This window comes from Corynebacterium sp. HMSC078A10 (genome assembly GCF_001811565.1).
Classification (GTDB): Bacteria; Actinomycetota; Actinomycetes; order Mycobacteriales; family Mycobacteriaceae; genus Corynebacterium; species Corynebacterium hesseae.
This window is the reverse complement of sequence record NZ_KV805226.1, coordinates 28,499-45,666: the sequence shown is the minus strand read 5'-3', so window position 1 is coordinate 45,666 and position 17,168 is coordinate 28,499. Positions and strand designations below refer to the sequence as shown.

Below are 17,168 nucleotides of genomic sequence, written 5' to 3'. Positions count from 1 at the left end.
GTCCGGCACATCGCAGAAGTGCCACGATATGTTACTCGGTTTTCCAGATTTTGCTACCGCTGTGAATGAAAAGAGTGCTAGAGTAAAAGTCGCTCACAAAGCCTACTTAGGGGGTAGGCAAACGGTTTCTCCAATCCGTTGTGAGTGATAGGGAATAGGGGCGACGCGGCTGCTGTAGGGGCACCGCGTCGTTTCCAATTGTGGGGGTAAAGTTGGCGGCACCGACTGCTGAAGAATTGGAGTATCACCGTGACTGACTCTCGCGATATCAAACCTTTCGCCGCCAGCCGCGGCCCCAAAATAACATCGGTCGACGCCATCGTCGGTGCGGCCATGGTGGGCGGTCTGTTGCTCGGGGGAATCGGCGCGGGCGCGAGCTTGGCGGCCTTCGATGCGCCTGAACGCTCCGACTACGTCATGCAGCCCGCACAGCGTGAGGTGCAGGCTGACATCATGGACCCGGATGATGTGCTCACTCCGGAGGAGGAAGAGCGCATGCTTAGCGATGTCTCCCGGATCGCCGCCCCCGACGTGGTCCAGGGGCTGCACTACATGGTCTTTGCCAAGAACAAAGAAAACGTTAACGACTCCGTGGAGGAGTACCTGCGTGATAATCACCCGGAGCTTATCGGCAAGGATAAGTTTGCTGATGGTCAGGTCTTCGTCGGCGTAGGACTCGACCCGCGCCAGGCCTTCGTCTTTGCGGGTGAGGACGTGGCCGGGCAGATGAAGCTGCGCAAAGGTGACAGCCATTTGGAGCAGTCCATCGAAGCCATTAAGCCGGGCGTGCGGGATGACAACATTCCTGCTGGTCTCTTTGCAGGTGCGGCGGCGGCGATCGATGTGGACCGTGCTGCGGATGCCCAGTACGAGAGCGCGAAGGATGGGCGCATTGGGGCGGCCATTGGCCTCGGCGTGGCGGGCCTGGGCATCGGTGGCGCGGGCGCGGGCATTGTCGGCGGTACTCGGCGCAGCCGGCAGAAGAAGGCGCAGCAGGCGCGCGAGGATTGGGACTACGTATCGCAGACCTATACCGGTGTGGCACAGCGCCTGAGGGAGATCGATATCCGGGCGCACTCGCTGCAATCGGGTCTGGTGGATGAGCGTTTGCGTGAGGACTGGGAGGGCCTTCGCGATGACTTCCTCGCCATCGATGCCCAGGTGGGATCCCTTATGTCGATTCCAGCCGATGCGCCGGATGAACAGTTCCGTTCGCATGCCGAGCCCATCGCCCACGCGCGCGAGCTGTGTGAGCGCGTGGAAACCGCCGAAGTCAACATCGAAAAGCTGCGCCGTATCGAAGACGCTGATGCCGATGCCCGCCGCTTCGAGCTCTACGAGTTGGGCAAGGACCTAGCGCAGGCAGGCTACTTGGCGGCGGATATCGACTCGGCGCTTGAGCGTCACGCCAAGGAGCTAGAAGGTGCCGCCGTTGCACTCTCCAACGAGCCCAATCACCCGCAGTTCATGGAACGCTACTTGGAGCTCTTGGACCGCACCGCGCTACTCTCTGAGCACCTGCAGGCGCAGCTGCAGAAGCGCAACGAGGCCGACGAGCGCCCAGAGCGCACGCGTATCTATGACTCCAACTTCTTCGCCGGTTCCGGCTACCACGGCTACGTGCCCTTCTACGTTGTGAGCACCTGGGACAGCGATGCCACCACCGCCCGCGATAGCTCCTCCAGCAGCGGCGGCGTCAACAGCGGGTTTAGCTCGGGCTTTTCCGGTTCGGGTGGATCTTCGAGCTTTTAGGGCTGGTTAAAAGCCCTTAACCGTGAAACGCAAAAGAACTCGAAGCTGCCTACTGCTTGGTTCCGTTGGCAAAACCTCTCACAAGGAATTGGCTTCCTGCAGGAGATTTGTGGCAACCATGCATTTACCTGAGTGTGGCTTTCCTGACCCGTTCTAGTTTTCCCGGTTTTCCTGACTCACATTTAGGAAGTCGATAACTGGCCTCTCGGCATAGATAATCTCTGAATGGTGGAGATCTGAGATGGATCGCCCACATAGGTGGAGTTTCGATTCATAGGTGAAAGCTCCTCGCGCAGCCGATAACTGACTCGCAAAGGGGATCCATGAATAGCGAGAATCTTCTACTAGTTGATATTCGACAGCTCGTTTTACTAAAGCGCATACCCAATCAGCAAACTGGATATTAGAAGAGAGTTTACTGTCGATGTGCATAGGCGGTTCAATCAATCGCCGCATTTCCTTATGCTCGGTAGCTCGACCCAGAATATGGGCGTACATCACAGGTAAGCGCTGGATTCGGGATTTCTCATTGATTTGATCCATTAGCACGAGCATCGATTGGTCTAACGAATGTGCATGATTCGCCAGCCTATTTAAGGATTCCCTCATTGAGGTTTCTTCTCGCTGGCGAAATTCATTTGGACCACAGTTAGTCTCTTTGGGAGTGCCTATTGGCTTTTCTTCAGCATAGTAGAAAAGGTTTCCATTCAATTGCCTAAGTTTGGAAATCAGACTTCCAAGCAGTCTTAAATTTTGGGGACGTTCATCGTACGCCTTGGCGAACAGTAAATCTGCGCCTTTTCTTTCCCATCGACCAGGATCGACGTTGTCTGGAATATCATTTTGGAAGAATTGTTTCTTTCGTTCCGCGAAGAAGGCGCCAAATTGCCGAGCATTATCTTCGGGAATTACAAAGCCGCCATAACCAAAAGCGGGGCTATCAGAGAACTTCTTGTGTGAAGGATGGACAAAGGCCCCAGGGGAACCAATTTCGTCGAGGTATGCGAGCAGCAAATTGAACTCCGTGACTCCGGAAAATGGCACGAGAGCCGATGCTAAGCATCGGCTCTCGGAGTTGTTGCCCGGGGTATTCTTGCCTCGCGGCTCAACGCCTGGCGTACTTCTGTGAGTATATATGTGTATTTACGCGTCGGCAATTGGTGGCTTTCTACTGATGCGGTACCTTCAATCGCGGAAGAGGGGGATGTGCCCTCGGCATTTGCCCTGAGGAGGTCTAGGCTGACCTAACTGTGACCCGGTGCTCCAACTGCTGCACTGTTCGTCTTGGTCCTGGTGCGGTGCGCTCTCAGTACGAAGAATAAACCTGGTCATGTTTGCAGAGCTAGCCGAACTTACCAATCTCATTGGCTTCGGTCACGATGTTGGTCAGGGAAGAAATCTCGGACGCGGTATGTCCCGGTCGATGGGGTGCAGCGCGTCACGTTGTTTACGCTTCTCCTTAACCCCTCTTTTAGAGGTGAAAACGAAAAAGAACCCGCAGTTTCCTGCGGGTTGAGTCTTTTGCGAAACTACCCACCCACCTGCAACGACCCGAACCACAGCTATGGTTTCCGTCGGTTTCCGTTCCCGGTTCCGTCGGCAGGTGGGCCGGGGCGGTGTCGGAGGTGGGGGCACACCACGTGGTTCGTCCCCAGTCCTAGCCCCTATCCGCGAGAGGGACAGGATAACGCCACGACCGGAGACACACCCCGCCGCCAAAGTCACAAGCAAGTTTATGTTGCTGGAGGTCTACGCGACGTGCTTAGCGCATACGCTGTGACAGCCCATAGCGCGGAGCCAAAACCACCGCGCCCCTTGTTTAAGGAAGAGCCTGATTACTCGGGGATCTCGCTGAGTTGGGCCTCAATCCGATCCAACCGCTCGGTGATGTTGCGTAGATGCTCCACGATGAGTTGGTTGGAACCATCGATCGCCGTCGCCGTTTCGCGTCGTGCGCTGGTGACGGTGCGTACCACCCAGACGGTAAGAGCAACGAAGATCGCGAGTGGTAATGCGGCGGCGAGGATGACAAGAAATACGGTAGCGGTAAGTGTCACGAAGATTCCCTTTTCTGTTCTTGATTAATCAGGTGCCTAATGTGGTCTGGAGTTACTTCAAGCTGAAACGGAGCGACCCAGTAGTGCTTCCTCACTCGGCTCTCTCCGAGCTGTTCCAGGCCACTCTCGATGAGTCCAGCAGCTTCCAAGCGGTTGAGGTGCTGGTAGAGCAGTGGCCGAGACATCCCGAGTCGGCGGGCCAGCTCACTGACATGGGTCGAATCCGTCTCTAGGGAGGCGATAATTCGCAACCGAGGCTCACTTCCAAGAGCACTGAGCATCTGAGCGAGCCGTGCTGCGTCCATCATCCCTCCGTATCGTAATCGAACGATGTCAGGTGTAAGTATATGCTTACAGTCAGCGGTGCGCAAGTTCTGCCGGGTCTGGCGGAGACGCTGCCCGACTTAAGACGTGGCCGGTGTCCCATCACGTCCCCTCTTCACCCTCCCCAAGAAGAAACCCAGCCGCAGCACACACCACAGCTGGGTTCCTTCATGGCTTACAGCGTAGCCAGCAGCTACAGCCGCTCGATGTCTACATCGCCATCGAGAATCCTCGGCTCTACCTCCATGTGGATCCCGCGGTAGGGAAGTAGTGCGCGGATAATGTCGTGGGTGATGTCGATGCCTGGAGATGGTTCGTCCCGCAAAAGGTGGTACAGGCTAGGGCAGTAGTCCACGCCGGGAAACTCGTCCTTTGCTTCGGGAACGCACCCGTCCGGGTCAAAAGTCGTGCAGCGAATGATCAGGTCGTCGTGGACACTATTGGGCAGATTGATGGTGAGTCCTGGTGTGGTGGCAGACATGTCTGCAACCGTGGCCTCGTTTACAGACCGGGTAAGCGCCCTAATCCGGGAAGAACCGTCGAGGATATCGTGGCGTGTAGCGGAGCGATTCGTGATGCGTTACGTGTGGAGGATGTGACTGTTACCCCACGTGGACGTGGTCGAGCGACGGTGACTGCCTTTCTTGAGGACCCGATTCCCGCTGCGTATGAGAATGCTGAGTTTTTTTGAGGAACCCGTTGGTAAGAAGCTTCCCATCGGCAGGGACGACCGGGGCGAGGTTTGTTACGTGAATCTCGGACACACGCTGGTTGTGGGGGCTTCGGGGTCTGGAAAAGGATCCTTACTGTGGCGCTATCTGATAAGTGTATTCGATGCCTATGGGTATCTTTCTGGAGGTGCTCAATTCTGGGGAATCGACCCGAAGCGTGCGGAGCTCGCGGGTGTGGTGGACGGAGCATTTGAGCGGGTGGCTTTTGACTTGGCGGATATTGAGTCCTTGCTGCTCGACCTGGTCGCTGAGATGAAGCGACGGCAGGAAACCGGAGAGAGGCAGTTTGAGCAACGGGAAGGACGTCCACTAATCATCCTGGTAGTAGATGAGCTTAACGCCTTGGGGACGATGGGGGACCGCAAATGGCAAAGCTCAGTGAGAGCCTCGATGCAGCAAATTTTGTCGCAGGGGCGGTCGGCCGGGATCTATGTCGTAGCAGCCGCGCAGCAGCCGCAAAAGGAGAATTTAGGGCCGTACAGAGCGCATTTCATGAATCGTATTTGTCTGCGGGTGGAGTCGGCGCAGGAGGTCGATCTGGTGCTCGGAAGTGGGGCGGCTGCCCTAGGGGCTGCGGCTCATGAGATTTCTCCGGCGACGGAGACGAACGGTTACGCGACCGCTGGTGTTGGGTACGTGCGGGCGGATGGTGAACCGGCGCCGGTTCGGTTTCGGGCACCGTACGTCGATGACGACGAGATCGGCATCTGGGCCTGGGAAGTGCAGTCGCTGAAAGAGGATGAAAACGTCTAAGGCGCTATCTAGCTACGGTCCGGTGCTGACCCCCAGTGAGGTCGCGGAAATATTGTCGGTGTCGAGGTCGACGCTCTCGGCCTGGAAGGCTTTGACGAATCCGCCGCTTGAGCCGGTTATTGCGCAGGGACGCGTCGTGCGATATGCACGGGCTGACGTGCGTCGGCTGCTGGAGAGCCGATAGTTATGGCTCGGCAACGAGGAAGTCGTTGGCAGGGGCTCGTCAAAATTCGAGGTCAGCAGGTGTCGCGGACGTTCGCGACTGAGGCTGAGGCCAAAGCCTGGGAAGATCGGGAGCGGTTGAAGTACGCCGATTCCACGTTCTCCGCGAGGCTTGGCAGGGTCTCGGTGCAGACGGCGGCGGATGTGTGGCTCGAAGTTCGAAAGGACGACGTGGCGGCTTCTACGTATGCGACGGACTCTGTGGTCATCGGCATTCTTCCATCGGGACTCCTCAAACGGCAGATTCGGGGAATTAAGCCCCAAGATTTACAACTGCTGGTGGATTCGTGGCGTGCAGAGAAGTCGGCGGCGACGGTGCGACGTTATTGCGACTGCCTGTGCGCCTTCTTTAAGTGGTCGGCACGACGCGGCTATGTGGTGAGTGACCCCATGAAGGCTGTAGAAATCCCACGCCGGAAGAAGACTATGCACGCCATTAGCCCACTGACTGAAGGCCAGATTGAAGCAATGGCTAAAGGTCTGAGGGACTTTGATGCTGCTGTCGTACGAGTATTGGCTTATAGCGGGGTGCGCTGGGGAGAAGCTCGTGCGCTCCGTGTTGCGGATGTGCAGCTTACGTCTAATCCACCGCATATCCAGGTGAAAAGGTCACAGCCTGAAGGGAAACCTGAAAAGGCTCCTAAATCGGGCCGCATGCGAGTGGTCCCGCTAGCGAAGGTACTTGTCCCTGTCGTGGAAGAGCTCTCACGAGGCAAGACTGGTGATGACTATCTGCTCTCGCGGAACGGTAAAAGCCAGATTTGGCGTGGGCGATTTACTCGCTCGACAAAGTGGGAAGAAATTTCTGGAGGGCGCACGATTCACGATCTCCGGCATAGCGCCGCATGCAACTGGTTACGGCGGGGAGTCCCGGTGAATGTGGTCCAATCGTGGCTTGGCCATGCGGACTTGGAAACAACAGCAATCTATACGACGTATCTGGGTATGGGGATTGACCTTGCGGCGTATGAACGAATGAACGGGTGACAAAGCGGTGACAAACAAAGCACAAAAGAAACGGGCCGAATCACTGCATTTGAAGTAAGTGCAGGTCATCGACCCGTTGAGGTGGTCGGGATAACAGGATTTGAACCTGCGACCTCTTCGTCCCGAACGAAGCGCGCTACCAAGCTGCGCCATATCCCGGTGTCTCGCTCTAAGCGGTACCGGATTACTGTAACGCACCCCGGTCTGAAAGGACAAAACGGCAGCGTGGAGGGGGTATCCCTAGGCGGTCTTCTCAGTGATACGCAGGAGCGTGGCCGACGGGCGGCAGAAGACTCGGAAGGGAACGAACTTCGAGGTACCCAACCCGTTGGAGACATGCATGTACATCTCTCCGAACCGGTGCAGGCCCTGGGCGCGGACGCGGTCGATGCCGCAGTTGGTCACGATGGAGCGCGAGCCCAACACCTTAAACGGCAGGCACAACTGGCCGCCGTGCGTGTGTCCAGACAAGGACAGCTGGTAGCCGTCGGCGGCGAACTTCTCCAAGACGCGGGGTTCCGGGGAATGCAGGAGCGCCAAGGAAAGGTCGGCATCCTCGTTCGGGGCGCCGGCGATTTCCGAGTAGTCATCCAGATCATGGTGTGGGTCGTCCACACCGGCGGCAGCCAGGCGAACATCGCCCACCTTGAATTCCACGCGAGCCTGGTTGGCATCGTGCCAGCCGTGCTCAAGGAAGGCCGCGCGCATGCCCTTCCACGGCAGGTTCACATAAGAGGGCTCGTTCTTCTTCCCAATCAGGTAGTTGAAGGGATTCGGGATGCGCGGCGCCCAGTAATCATTGGTGCCAAAGCAGAACATCCCCGGGCGGCTCAGCAGCGGGCCAAGCGCGCGGAGGACCTCGGGGACGCCGCGCTCGTCGGAAAGATTGTCACCGGTGTTGATCACCAGGTGCGGGTCGAGGGCGTCGAGGCCTGAGACCCACTCGATTTTGGCGCGCTGGCCCGGAATCATGTGGAGGTCGGACACGTGCAGGATGCGGAACTCGGACTCCTCGCGCAGCGTGCCGGGCTCCAGCAGCGGCAGGGTGTACTCCTTGAGCTCGAACTTGGTGAGCTCTGAGTGCGCCCATGCGGCGGTGCCCAGGCCGGCGGCGGCGAGTCCGCCAAGGACAGGGAAAATCTTCACCCTCACCACACTACCTGGCCGGCTGGCGTAGATTGAAGGGCATGAGTGAGTTGAAAGAAACTATCCGCGCTGACCTTAAGACCTCGATGAAGGCCAAGGATAAGGCCCGTACGAGCGCCATCCGTTCTCTGCTGTCTGCCATCCAGGCGGAGGAAACTTCCGGTTCTCGCCACGAGATCACCGATGAGGACATCCTCAAGGTCATCGCTCGTGAGATTAAAAAGCGCCGCGAGTCCGCAGAGGTTTACGCGGAGAATGGCCGCCCGGAGTTGGCGGAGGCGGAGCTTGCCGACGTCCCCTTCTTCGAGGCCTACCAGCCGGAGCAGCTTGACGACGACTCCCTGAACGCCCTCGTTAAAGAATCCATCGCCGAGGTTGAGAAGGACTCCGGTGAGCCGGCGACCATCAAGCAGATGGGTAACGTCATGAAGGTGGCCACCGCCAAGGCTGCCGGACGCGCGGACGGCAAGCGCCTGTCCACTGCAGTGAAGGCTGCCCTCAACTAAAGCGCTAAAGCCCGAAGAAGCTCCGCACGTCATTCGTGAAGCGGTCAACATCTTCTTGAGTGAATAGTGGCTCGGACTGGCCGCCTCCCGGCTCGCCGCCGCTCGGTGCGGACGGAGAGCCCGAGTTGGAGTCCCAGACTATGGGGTTCGTGCTCGCAGAATCAGAAGAATCGCTCGCGGAGCCGTCGGAAAGCTGGAGCGTGACCTCCGCGCCCTTCTTCGCGCCGGATGGACCGGTGATGACGCGAACTACCTTGCCATAGCCCACGCCGGGCGCGGGGACCTCGGCGGTCCTGACTTTGTATCCGGCTTTCTCCAGCGCGGAACGGGCTTGGCTTTCGGACTTGCCCTTCACGCCGTCGATAAGCGGCGAAACCTTGCCGGAGTCGTAGGCCCGGTCATAATCGGGCACCGTGCCCTTCTGCGCCTCGGGTACGCGCGCGGCCATTGTGTAGAACGTCGCCGCCGGCTCCTTGCCACCGAAGAGGTTGCCGCTGGAGCACTGGCGTACCGGGCCGGTGCACAGCGGGCTCGTGGTGGTCCCGTCGTTGTAGATGTACGGTGCGGCAGCGACTGCCGAGTTGAATCCAAGGAAAGCCGAGGACTGGTTGGACTCGGTGGTACCGGTCTTGGCGGCGGCCTGGCCACTGAAGCCGGCAGCGCGTGCAGAGTCGGAGGCGGTGCCCTTTTCGGTATCGGCGGTCATGTTGTTTTCCAGCGCCTTCGCCACTTCCTTGTCCACTGCGCGTTCGCACGGCGTGTGTTTGAGGTAGACCTCGTTGCCGTGGGAGTCCGTGACTTCCTCGATGGGGTTGGGCTCGCACCACATGCCTTGCGACGCCACCGTCGCGCCCACGTTAGACAGCTCCAGTGCATTCACTGCTGTCGGGCCGAGCGTGAAGGAGCCGAGATTGGATTCCTTAATGTGGTCGGCGATGGAGGACTCGCCGTCGTAGCTGCCGGGTTCTTCATAAGAACGCAGGCCGAGCTTGACGGCGATGTCGACCAGGCGCTCGACGCCAAGTTGCTCGGTGAGCTGGATGAAGGGGGTGTTGGGGGAGTAGGCCAGTGTGTCCTGCATGGTCATCGTGGAGGCGTAGTTGCCGGAGTTTTCCACGCAGTACTTGTTGGGCGGGCAGTTAGCTGCGCCGCCGTATCCCAGGCCTTCCGCTTCGTAGCGATTGGGCACGGCCAGCTTGTCCTTGATGCCGTAGCCCGCCTCCAGGGCGGCCGCGGCGGTAAAGAGTTTGAACACGGAGCCTGCGCCGTTGCCCACCAAAGAATTGGGCTGGGGCAGAAGGGTTTCATTGTTGTTCAGGTCGAGCCCATAGGTGCGCGACGACACCATGGCTAGGACCTTGCGGGAATCGGTGCCCGGCTTGATAACGTTCATGACCTCCGCCACGCCCGCCGCATCCGGGGCGGTGTTGCTTCGCACTGCGTTGAGCGCTTGGTCTTGGACGTCGGGGTCAAGCGTGGTCTTAACGGTCAGACCGCCACGCGCAAGGTGCTCGCGGTCGATGCCTTTTTCGTTGAGGTATTCCAGCACATAGTCGCAGAAGAAGCCGCGATCGCCCGCGCCGATGCAGCCGTTAGCCAAGGTTGCAGGGCTGTCCAACACGCCGAGCGGCTGCTGGGAAAAGGCGTCGGCGTCCTCCTGGGAAAGGGAGCCGTTGTCAACCATGGCTTGGAGCACCACGTTGCGGCGCTCAGTTACGCCTTCCTCGTTGGTATAGGGGTTGAGGTATTCCGAGGATTGCACCATGCCGGCGAGCATCGCAGCCTGCGGCACGGTGAGGTGCGCGGCATCGGTTCCGAAGTAGGTGCGGCTAGCGGCCTCAACGCCGAAGGAGTGGTTTCCAAAGGGGACGAGGTTGAGATAGTTGGTGAGGATCTCATCCTTGGAGAGCCGGGCATCGATGTCCGTAGCCATGCGCATTTCGCGCAGCTTACGGGCCACGGATTGTTCGGTCGCGGCCTGACGTTCTTCGTCGGTAGTCGCGTTGACCAAAAGGAGGTAATTCTTTACGTACTGCTGGTCAAGCGTGGATGCGCCCTGGGAGACACCGCCCGCAACCAGGTTGGTCCACAACGCACGGACATTGCCCTGCAAGTCGACGCCCTCGTGCTCATAGAAACGGCGGTCCTCGATAGCCACCACTGCCTTCTTCATGGCGTCCGAGATCTCATCCGGTTTCACTGGATGGCGGCGCTGCTCATAGATATACGCAAGGGGGTTGCCCTTGGCATCCAAGATGGTGCTCACGCCGGGGGTATCACCGTTGGTGAGATCCTGGACGTCTGATTGCATCGTCTCATTGGTCCTGGCCACGGCGACACCGCTGACGCCAGCGACGGGGGCGATGGCCAGCGCGATGAGGATGCCGACCAGTGCTGTGGACAGGACGAGCTTTCCCAGGGATTTGATCACAGTCACCCTCCACACACTAGTGGTTTAGGAGGATATCCGGGAGACCCCCCTAAAGTGTGACCTGTTAGACAGGTATACCGGTCTGTGAATAGACTTACCAAGGGTACATAATATTCCGTCGGGTAGAGGGTTATTCATGATCTTTGAGCTCGACGGGGGTGAGCTTGGAAGGAGTTACCTAGCCATGGCAGTCAGTGTCAAAGGTGCAGGACGGTCCGCAATGGTAAAGAATGCCTCGTTAACCACAGAGCGTGGTGAGTGGGTTACCCAAGCTAAGTGCCGCAACGGTGATCCTGATGCACTCTTTGTACGAGGAGCTGAGCAGCGTAAAGCTGCAGTAATCTGCCGCCATTGCCCGGTGCTCAATGAGTGCCGCGCGGATGCGCTTGATAATCGCGTGGAGTTCGGCGTGTGGGGCGGCCTCACGGAGCGTCAGCGCCGCGCCCTTCTGCGCAAGAACCCGCACATCACGAGCTGGGCCCATTACCTCGCTGAGGGTGGCGAACTCATCGGTATTTAGTAGCATTGAGCCCATGACTAAATGGGAATATGCCACTGCGCCGGTTCTTACGCACGCGACGAAACAAATCCTCGATTCCTGGGGTGAGGACGGCTGGGAGCTCGTCACCATCACCCCGGGTATGAACCCGGAGAATGTTGTCGCCTATTTCAAGCGTCCTGTGGAGGAGTCCTAATGGGTGCGCTTGCCCGCCTTGAAGAGCTCGGCGTCGAGCTGCCTTCTGTCGCTGTCCCCCTCGCGTCCTATATCCCAGCTACCCGCGCGGGAAACCAGGTGTGGACCTCTGGCCAGCTGCCCGTTGTGGGCGGTGAATTGCCGGCTTCCGGCAAGGTCGGCGCAGAGGTTAGCCTAGAAAAGGCGCAAGAATTGGCACGCGTGGCCGTGCTGAACGCTTTGGCTGCAATCGATGGTCTCGTAGGCCTTGACCACGTAACCCGCGTGGTGAAGGTGGTTGGATTCGTGGCTTCGGACCCCTCCTTTACTGAGCAAGCTGCGGTCATCAATGGTGCTTCCGACTTCTTGGGTGAGGTCTTCGGAGACGCCGGAATCCACGCGCGTTCCGCGGTGGGGGTAGCGGTCCTACCGAAAGATTCCCCCGTTGAGATCGAAGTCATCGTAGAAATCGCTGAGTAATCGGATAGGGTTAGAACCATGGAGCATCCTGCATATAGCCAACTGCGTCCCGTGAGCCAGTCCGTCGGTGTCGTGCTGTGCGATAATCCCAGTTACACCGCTTTGGAGGGCACCAATACGTGGATCATCCGCGCTGGGGAAGATTCCCGCGCCATTGTGGTTGATCCGGGCCCGGAGGATGAAGGTCATCTCAACGTCGTGACCGCGAAGGCGGGCGAGGTTGCGCTGATCCTTCTAACCCACCGCCACGATGATCACGCATCAGGCGCCCAGCGCCTGCGTCAGCTCACCGGCGCTCCCATCCGCTCTTTCGATCCGAATTACTGCAATGGAGGCGACGCGCTTGTCGACGGAGAAGTGATCACCGTCGACGGCATCACCCCGCAGCTTGAGGTCGTTCACACCCCGGGGCACACCGCAGATTCCACCTGCTTCTTTGTGTGGTCCGCGGAAGCGAAGAACTCCACCCTGGAGGGCATCCTGACCGGTGACACCATCGCAGGCCGCCACACCGTGCTGCTGTCTGAGACGGATGGCGACTTGGCTGATTACCTGAAGACCCTGGATCTTCTGGAAGAACGCGGCAAGGACGTGGCGCTCTTCCCGGGCCACGGCCCGGACTTGGAGGACACCTCCGCGGTTGCCCGCAAATACATTGACCGCCGTCACCACCGTCTGGACCAGATCAAGGAAGTCCGTGGGCGCTTGGGTGAGGACGTCGACGTCAAGACTCTCGTTGATGAGATGTATGACGATGTCGATCCGGTCCTGCGCCACGCGGCTGAGCAGTCGACGCGCACCGCGCTGAAGTACCTCGCGGCTCAGAACTAAAGCACTACATAGGAAAATCCCCCGAGAAATTCTCGGGGGATTTTGCGTTAGGACAAGTCCAAGGCCGGAGAGCTCGGCCTTTAAGGCCTAGCGTGCGCGGCGGGCCAAGTGCTCGGTATCGACGATGAGCACCGACTTGCCCTCCAAGCGGATCCAGCCGCGGTGAGCGAAGGTGGCCAGCGCCTTGTTCACGGTCTCGCGGGAAGCGCCGACGAGCTGGGCGATCTCTTCCTGGGTGAGGTCGTGGTTCACGCGCAGCGCGCCGCCCTCCTGCACACCGAAGCGGTTAGCCAGCTGCAGCAGGGTCTTGGCCACGCGGCCTGGCACGTCGGTGAAGATGAGGTCCGCCAGGTTGGCGTTCGTGCGGCGCAGACGGCGGGCAAGCACGCGCAGAAGCTGCTGAGCAATTGCCGGATGATCGGCCACCCACTGCTTGAGCATCTCAGAGTTCATCGTGGCTGCGGTGACCTCAGTGACGCAGACAGCGGAAGAGGTGCGCGGGCCCGGATCGAAGATGGAGAGCTCGCCGAACATATCGGACGGGCCCATCACGGTCAGGAGGTTCTCGCGGCCATCCGGGGCGTGGCGGGCGAGCTTAATCTTGCCCGAGGTGATGATGTAGAGGCGGTCTCCCGGCTCACCTTCCTCGAAAATGGTGGTGCCGCGCGGGAAACGGACGGTTTCCATCTGCTCAATAAGGTTCTGTACTGCTACCGGATCGACGCCCTGGAAAATGCCAGCGCGGGAGAGAATGTCCTGTACGCCTTCCACTGTTACTCCTTAAAGCCTGCGCAGCCCGGAAAACACTGGGACACAAGCTGGTTTGGTTTGATTTGACGCACCTAGTCTCCAGTGCGCCACGAGGCACTGCACAATATCATACAGTGTAATTAGTCACTATTTCCACCAACGTGAAAAATAATCACACGCCTTGAATGGTCTATTTAGTTTTCGAAAGCCGTCGCCTCAAGTTTCTCCATGAGGATGGCAAACAGCGCGAGGCACAGCGGCACAAAGATGACGAGCGAAATCATGCTTCCCATTCTAGCCGCCGTCACTAAGATCTCTTTTATGTCCCCTGACCTTCCCGTGCACCACGATGACGCTGACGAGGCCGCTCGCATCGTTCATATTCGTACCGCCTTGGCGGATGAATATCCCGACGCCGATTGCGAGCTAGATTTCACCACGCCGCTCGAGCTACTTATTGCTACGGTGCTCTCGGCGCAGTGCACGGATGCCCGCGTCAACCAGGTCACCCCAGAGCTTTTTGCTCAGTATCCTTCCGCACCGGACTATGCGGCCGCGGACCGCGCTGACCTCGAGCGCATCCTCCGCCCGCTCGGATTCCAGCGCACGAAGGCCGGCCACCTGTTAGGCATCGGAGAAAAGCTCGTCGCGGACTTCGACGGGCAGGTGCCCCGCGGCATCGACGAGCTCACCTCCCTGCCCGGCGTCGGGCGCAAGACCGCGCTGGTGGTGCGCGGCAATGCCTTCGGCCTGCCGGGGATCACGGTGGATACCCACGTCACGCGACTGAGCCAGCGTCTTGGGTTGACCGAGGCGAAGACCCCGAGGGCGATTGAGAGGGACGTCGCCAAGCGCGTGCCCGAAGCAGAACAAACCGTGTTTTCGCACCGCCTCATTCTCCATGGACGGCGCGTGTGCACCGCGCGGAAGCCGCAGTGCGTGGCCTGCGTCCTCGCCCCATGGTGCCCCTCGCGAGGTTAAGGTGGAGCAATGAGCCAATATTCTCGGTGGCCCGGATACGTGAAGGCGAGCATCGCTGCCATTATCGCGCTGGCGGCGCTCGCGTTCGTCGGCGTGGTGAACCTGCTTGAGAATGATGAGCCGGAGGTCGCCCTCCCCGAGGCGCAGGAGCAAGAGGTGGCCAAGCGCCCCAAATGCCCCGAGGGACCGCTTGCGGGTGTGGATCTTCCGTGCTTGGGTGCGGCCGGTACTGCGGCGGCCAAGAACGTCCAGATCGTTACTGTGTGGGCGTGGTGGTGCGAACCGTGCCGCACGGAGCTGCCCTTCTTCGAAGACCTTGCGCGAGCGCACCCGACGTGGAATGTCGTCGGCGTGCATGCGGATGCGAACGCCGCCAACGGGGCCGCTCTTCTCAGCGACCTGCAGGTTGATATCCCCAGCTACCAAGACGATGACGGTGCCTTCGCAGGTGAGCTCGGGTTGCCGGGCGTTATCCCCATCACCCTGGTGGTGCGCGATGGCACGGTGGAGGAGAAGTTTGTGAAGCCGTTCGACTCCGCAGAAGATTTGGAGGAGGCCGTCGAGGAGGTTCTCAAGTGAGCCGTCTTTTTCCTGCTCATGCCCCGGAGTGGCTGCGCCCGGCGCTCGGGGTTGATACAGACAAGGTCCAAGAACGTCTCATTCGGCATGTCCCGGCCGCTAAGCGCCGGCGTGAATCGGCAGTGTTGGTGCTGCTGAAGGGCACCAGTTTTGAGGATGGTGAGGTGCTGCTCACGCACCGCTCGCCGTCGATGCGCTCGCACTCCGGCCAGATTGCCTTTCCCGGCGGGCGTAGGGAGGAGGGGGACGCCTCGCTTGTCGACGTCGCCCTGCGCGAAGCCGAGGAAGAAACCGGCCTCGACCGCTCCACGGTCACCCCTCTTGAGCAGTGGGGCAAGCTGGACATCCGGGCTACCGGCAACACCGTGAGCTCGGTCCTGGCGTATTGGCATGAACCGGGCACCGTGTGGCCGGCGAGCCCGGCGGAGACCGACGATGTCTTCACCGTCCCGCTGCGGGAGCTGGCGGATCCGGCCAACCGCATGATGGTGGGGTTTAGCCGCTGGAAGGGGCCGGCCTTCCGGGCGCGGGGATACGTGGTGTGGGGTTTTACCGCGGGAGTGCTCTCCGGGCTGATGGACCATGCGGGCTGGAGCGTGGAATGGGATAAGAATATGGTTCATGATCTGCGTGACTCACTCAATCGCTCTTTGAATAATGAGAAGATAGGCTAGTTCTGCTCCTTTTAGCCTTTAAGAAAGTATTCCCCCTGTGTCCCTAGCTGTTGACATCCTGATCGTGATTGCCGTGCTCCTTGCCGTGCGCGTGGGCTGGCGGCAGGGCGCCTTAGCGGCGGTCCTCGCAGCGGTGGGAATCATTGCGGGGTTGGTTTTAGGAACCGTGGTTGCCCCGCTGGTGATGGGGCTGACGGACCAGGCGGCAGTGCGCTTCTTGCTGGCCGTCGGTGTGCTGATTTTGTTGGTGGGCCTGGGGCAGTTGGTGGGGACGTCGCTTGGCATGGTGCTGCGGGACCGCATGCGAACCCGCTCGGGGCAGCGCGTGGATTCGTCGATTGGCGCGGTGTTCCAGGCGGCTGCGGCCATCGTGGTGATTTGGCTGGTGTCCTTGCCTTTGGCCTCCAATCTGGGTGGTCAGCCGGGGCAGGCGCTGCGTGAATCGCGCGTGCTGAGCTCGCTCAATGCGGTGGCGCCTTCGCGCTTGGCGGCGCTGCCGAATGGTTTGGCTGCGCTCCTCAACGAGTCTGGGCTGCCGCCGTTGGTGTCGCCTTGGGAGCGTTCTGGCGCCGATGTTGAGGTAGATGCGCCGGCGGTGAATATTGGGGATCCTGAGCTTGCGGAGCGTGTGCGGCCTTCCGTTATTCACGTGCTGGGTGATGCCGAGGCGTGCTCGCGCCGACTTATGGGCTCGGGCTTTGTCACGGAGCCGGACTACGTCATCACGAACGCCCACGTTGTGGCGGGCACGGATAAGGTTCGCCTCGATACGGTCCTTGGCCTCAAGGAAGCGGACGTGGTGTATTACAACTCGGACGTGGACATTGCTGTGCTGCATAGCCCGGGATTGGGATTGGATCCTTTGCCGTGGGCGGAACAAGCGGCTGCTACCGGGGACGATGCCATCGTCTTGGGCTTCCCGCAGTCGGGGCCGTTTACTGCGGAGCCGGCGCGCGTGCGGGATCGCCTGACCATTGCTGGTCCGGATATCTACTCCACGGGCCGCGTGGAGCGCGATGCCTACACGGTGCGCGGTAGCATCCGGCAGGGCAATTCCGGCGGTCCGATGATCAACCCGGAGGGTCAGGTACTGGGCGTTGTGTTTGGTGCCTCCGTTGAGGATTCCGATACGGGCTATGCGCTTACCGCGGACGAGGTGCGCGGCCACGTGGGTGACGTCACGCAGCTTGTCGACGCCACCCCAACCGGCTCCTGCGTAGGCTAAGACCAGGTAGTTTCTTCTTCCGGTTGCGGGGCCTACGGTGCTGTTTTAGTCTCTGTGCTCATGGGG

Annotated in this window: 20 protein-coding genes and 1 tRNA gene; 13 read left to right on the top strand and 8 right to left on the bottom strand. The window is 59.8% G+C overall.

Translation table 11 applies throughout. The features are described 5' to 3' along the window. Positions 1–249: 249 nt before the first annotated feature. Complete coding sequence (locus HMPREF2808_RS10655; protein ID WP_070597364.1) at positions 250–1,752, top strand: DUF5129 domain-containing protein; 1,503 nt, start codon at positions 250–252, stop codon at positions 1,750–1,752. Positions 1,753–1,905: 153 nt separating this feature from the next. On the opposite strand, the gene HMPREF2808_RS10650 is transcribed toward HMPREF2808_RS10655, so the two are convergent. From HMPREF2808_RS10650 to HMPREF2808_RS10635, 4 genes are all read right to left on the bottom strand, one after another. Beyond that, positions 1,906–2,796 (bottom strand): DUF3800 domain-containing protein, encoded by an 891-nt coding sequence (locus HMPREF2808_RS10650; protein ID WP_246818571.1) that lies wholly within the window; start codon positions 2,794–2,796, stop codon positions 1,906–1,908. 791 nt (positions 2,797–3,587) lie between these two features. Then, a complete protein-coding gene (locus tag HMPREF2808_RS10645; protein WP_005323143.1) occupies positions 3,588–3,809 on the bottom strand; it encodes a hypothetical protein in 222 nt (73 codons plus the stop codon). Beyond that, positions 3,806–4,090 (bottom strand): ArsR/SmtB family transcription factor, encoded by a 285-nt coding sequence (locus tag HMPREF2808_RS10640; RefSeq protein WP_230310978.1) that lies wholly within the window; start codon positions 4,088–4,090, stop codon positions 3,806–3,808. Before HMPREF2808_RS10640 ends, HMPREF2808_RS10645 begins: the two co-directional genes overlap by 4 nt. Positions 4,091–4,326: 236 nt before the next feature. After that, entirely contained in the window at positions 4,327–4,614 is a 288-nt protein-coding gene (locus tag HMPREF2808_RS10635) for a hypothetical protein (protein ID WP_232755664.1), read from the bottom strand. A gap of 268 nt (positions 4,615–4,882) precedes the next feature. Between HMPREF2808_RS10635 and HMPREF2808_RS10630 the strand changes: the two genes are divergently transcribed. The 3 genes from HMPREF2808_RS10630 to HMPREF2808_RS10625 all read left to right on the top strand — a co-directional run bounded on the left by HMPREF2808_RS10630 (position 4,883) and on the right by HMPREF2808_RS10625 (position 6,826). After that, a complete protein-coding gene (locus tag HMPREF2808_RS10630; RefSeq protein WP_168165079.1) occupies positions 4,883–5,617 on the top strand; it encodes an FtsK/SpoIIIE domain-containing protein in 735 nt (244 codons plus the stop codon). After that, positions 5,604–5,801 carry a helix-turn-helix domain-containing protein gene (locus HMPREF2808_RS14005; protein WP_083304526.1) on the top strand — a complete coding sequence of 66 codons (198 nt, stop codon included), beginning with the start codon at positions 5,604–5,606 and terminating at the stop codon, positions 5,799–5,801. Before HMPREF2808_RS10630 ends, HMPREF2808_RS14005 begins: the two co-directional genes overlap by 14 nt. A 116-nt stretch (positions 5,802–5,917) precedes the next feature. Then, a complete protein-coding gene (locus tag HMPREF2808_RS10625) occupies positions 5,918–6,826 on the top strand; it encodes a tyrosine-type recombinase/integrase (RefSeq protein WP_158014586.1) in 909 nt (302 codons plus the stop codon). A gap of 82 nt (positions 6,827–6,908) precedes the next feature. Here HMPREF2808_RS10625 and HMPREF2808_RS10620 read toward each other — a convergent pair. Further along, positions 6,909–6,985: transfer RNA gene (locus HMPREF2808_RS10620), tRNA-Pro, on the bottom strand. A gap of 81 nt (positions 6,986–7,066) precedes the next feature. Then, positions 7,067–7,972, bottom strand: a complete 906-nt coding sequence (locus HMPREF2808_RS10615) for a metallophosphoesterase (RefSeq protein WP_070524065.1) — start codon at positions 7,970–7,972, stop codon at positions 7,067–7,069. Positions 7,973–8,013: 41 nt separating this feature from the next. Between HMPREF2808_RS10615 and HMPREF2808_RS10610 the strand changes: the two genes are divergently transcribed. After that, entirely contained in the window at positions 8,014–8,478 is a 465-nt protein-coding gene (locus HMPREF2808_RS10610) for a GatB/YqeY domain-containing protein (protein WP_070524066.1), read from the top strand. 4 nt (positions 8,479–8,482) lie between these two features. Here the strand turns inward: HMPREF2808_RS10610 and HMPREF2808_RS10605 are convergent, their stop codons facing one another. Next, on the bottom strand, positions 8,483–10,915 hold the full coding sequence (locus HMPREF2808_RS10605; RefSeq protein WP_232755666.1) for a transglycosylase domain-containing protein: 2,433 nt from the start codon (positions 10,913–10,915) through the stop codon (positions 8,483–8,485). Between the two features lie 178 nt (positions 10,916–11,093). Between HMPREF2808_RS10605 and HMPREF2808_RS13160 the strand changes: the two genes are divergently transcribed. Genes HMPREF2808_RS13160 through HMPREF2808_RS10590 form a run of 4 tightly spaced genes read left to right on the top strand, consistent with a single transcriptional unit; the run spans position 11,094 to position 12,893 of the window. Continuing rightward, on the top strand, positions 11,094–11,429 hold the full coding sequence (locus HMPREF2808_RS13160; RefSeq protein ID WP_180952135.1) for a WhiB family transcriptional regulator: 336 nt from the start codon (positions 11,094–11,096) through the stop codon (positions 11,427–11,429). A gap of 13 nt (positions 11,430–11,442) precedes the next feature. Next, positions 11,443–11,604 carry a Sp36 family protein gene (locus tag HMPREF2808_RS13380; RefSeq protein WP_154737218.1) on the top strand — a complete coding sequence of 54 codons (162 nt, stop codon included), beginning with the start codon at positions 11,443–11,445 and terminating at the stop codon, positions 11,602–11,604. Continuing rightward, entirely contained in the window at positions 11,604–12,062 is a 459-nt protein-coding gene (locus HMPREF2808_RS10595; protein WP_070524072.1) for a RidA family protein, read from the top strand. The genes HMPREF2808_RS13380 and HMPREF2808_RS10595 overlap by 1 nt, the downstream gene beginning before the upstream one ends. Positions 12,063–12,080: 18 nt before the next feature. Beyond that, positions 12,081–12,893, top strand: a complete 813-nt coding sequence (locus tag HMPREF2808_RS10590) for an MBL fold metallo-hydrolase (protein WP_070524074.1) — start codon at positions 12,081–12,083, stop codon at positions 12,891–12,893. A gap of 87 nt (positions 12,894–12,980) precedes the next feature. On the opposite strand, the gene glxR is transcribed toward HMPREF2808_RS10590, so the two are convergent. Beyond that, positions 12,981–13,664, bottom strand: a complete 684-nt coding sequence (gene glxR / locus HMPREF2808_RS10585) for a CRP-like cAMP-activated global transcriptional regulator GlxR (protein ID WP_010189962.1) — start codon at positions 13,662–13,664, stop codon at positions 12,981–12,983. A 300-nt stretch (positions 13,665–13,964) separates the two neighbouring features. Here glxR and nth point away from each other — a divergent pair, with 300 nt between their 5' ends. From nth to HMPREF2808_RS10565, 4 genes are read left to right on the top strand one after another with little or no spacing between them, the layout of a single operon-like run. After that, positions 13,965–14,624, top strand: coding sequence for an endonuclease III (gene nth / locus HMPREF2808_RS10580; protein ID WP_246816441.1), 660 nt, complete (start codon positions 13,965–13,967; stop codon positions 14,622–14,624). A gap of 9 nt (positions 14,625–14,633) precedes the next feature. Beyond that, on the top strand, positions 14,634–15,203 hold the full coding sequence (locus tag HMPREF2808_RS10575; RefSeq protein ID WP_070597368.1) for a TlpA family protein disulfide reductase: 570 nt from the start codon (positions 14,634–14,636) through the stop codon (positions 15,201–15,203). Next, positions 15,200–15,877, top strand: coding sequence for an NUDIX hydrolase (locus HMPREF2808_RS10570; protein ID WP_070624617.1), 678 nt, complete (start codon positions 15,200–15,202; stop codon positions 15,875–15,877). Before HMPREF2808_RS10575 ends, HMPREF2808_RS10570 begins: the two co-directional genes overlap by 4 nt. 37 nt (positions 15,878–15,914) lie before the next feature. Further along, positions 15,915–17,102 carry a MarP family serine protease gene (locus tag HMPREF2808_RS10565; RefSeq protein ID WP_070624616.1) on the top strand — a complete coding sequence of 396 codons (1,188 nt, stop codon included), beginning with the start codon at positions 15,915–15,917 and terminating at the stop codon, positions 17,100–17,102. Positions 17,103–17,168 lie beyond the last annotated feature (66 nt).

Coding starts and splice junctions, on each gene's coding strand:
- HMPREF2808_RS10610 (WP_070524066.1), top strand. CDS start 8,014: ATGAGTGAGTTGAAAGAAACTATCCGCGCTGACCTTAAGACCTCGATG.
- HMPREF2808_RS10590 (WP_070524074.1), top strand. CDS start 12,081: ATGGAGCATCCTGCATATAGCCAACTGCGTCCCGTGAGCCAGTCCGTC.
- HMPREF2808_RS13380 (WP_154737218.1), top strand. CDS start 11,443: ATGACTAAATGGGAATATGCCACTGCGCCGGTTCTTACGCACGCGACG.
- HMPREF2808_RS10595 (WP_070524072.1), top strand. CDS start 11,604: ATGGGTGCGCTTGCCCGCCTTGAAGAGCTCGGCGTCGAGCTGCCTTCT.
- HMPREF2808_RS13160 (WP_180952135.1), top strand. CDS start 11,094: ATGGCAGTCAGTGTCAAAGGTGCAGGACGGTCCGCAATGGTAAAGAAT.
- HMPREF2808_RS10640 (WP_230310978.1), bottom strand. CDS start 4,090: ATGCTCAGTGCTCTTGGAAGTGAGCCTCGGTTGCGAATTATCGCCTCC.
- HMPREF2808_RS10575 (WP_070597368.1), top strand. CDS start 14,634: ATGAGCCAATATTCTCGGTGGCCCGGATACGTGAAGGCGAGCATCGCT.
- HMPREF2808_RS14005 (WP_083304526.1), top strand. CDS start 5,604: ATGAAAACGTCTAAGGCGCTATCTAGCTACGGTCCGGTGCTGACCCCC.
- nth (WP_246816441.1), top strand. CDS start 13,965: ATGTCCCCTGACCTTCCCGTGCACCACGATGACGCTGACGAGGCCGCT.
- HMPREF2808_RS10635 (WP_232755664.1), bottom strand. CDS start 4,614: ATGTCTGCCACCACACCAGGACTCACCATCAATCTGCCCAATAGTGTC.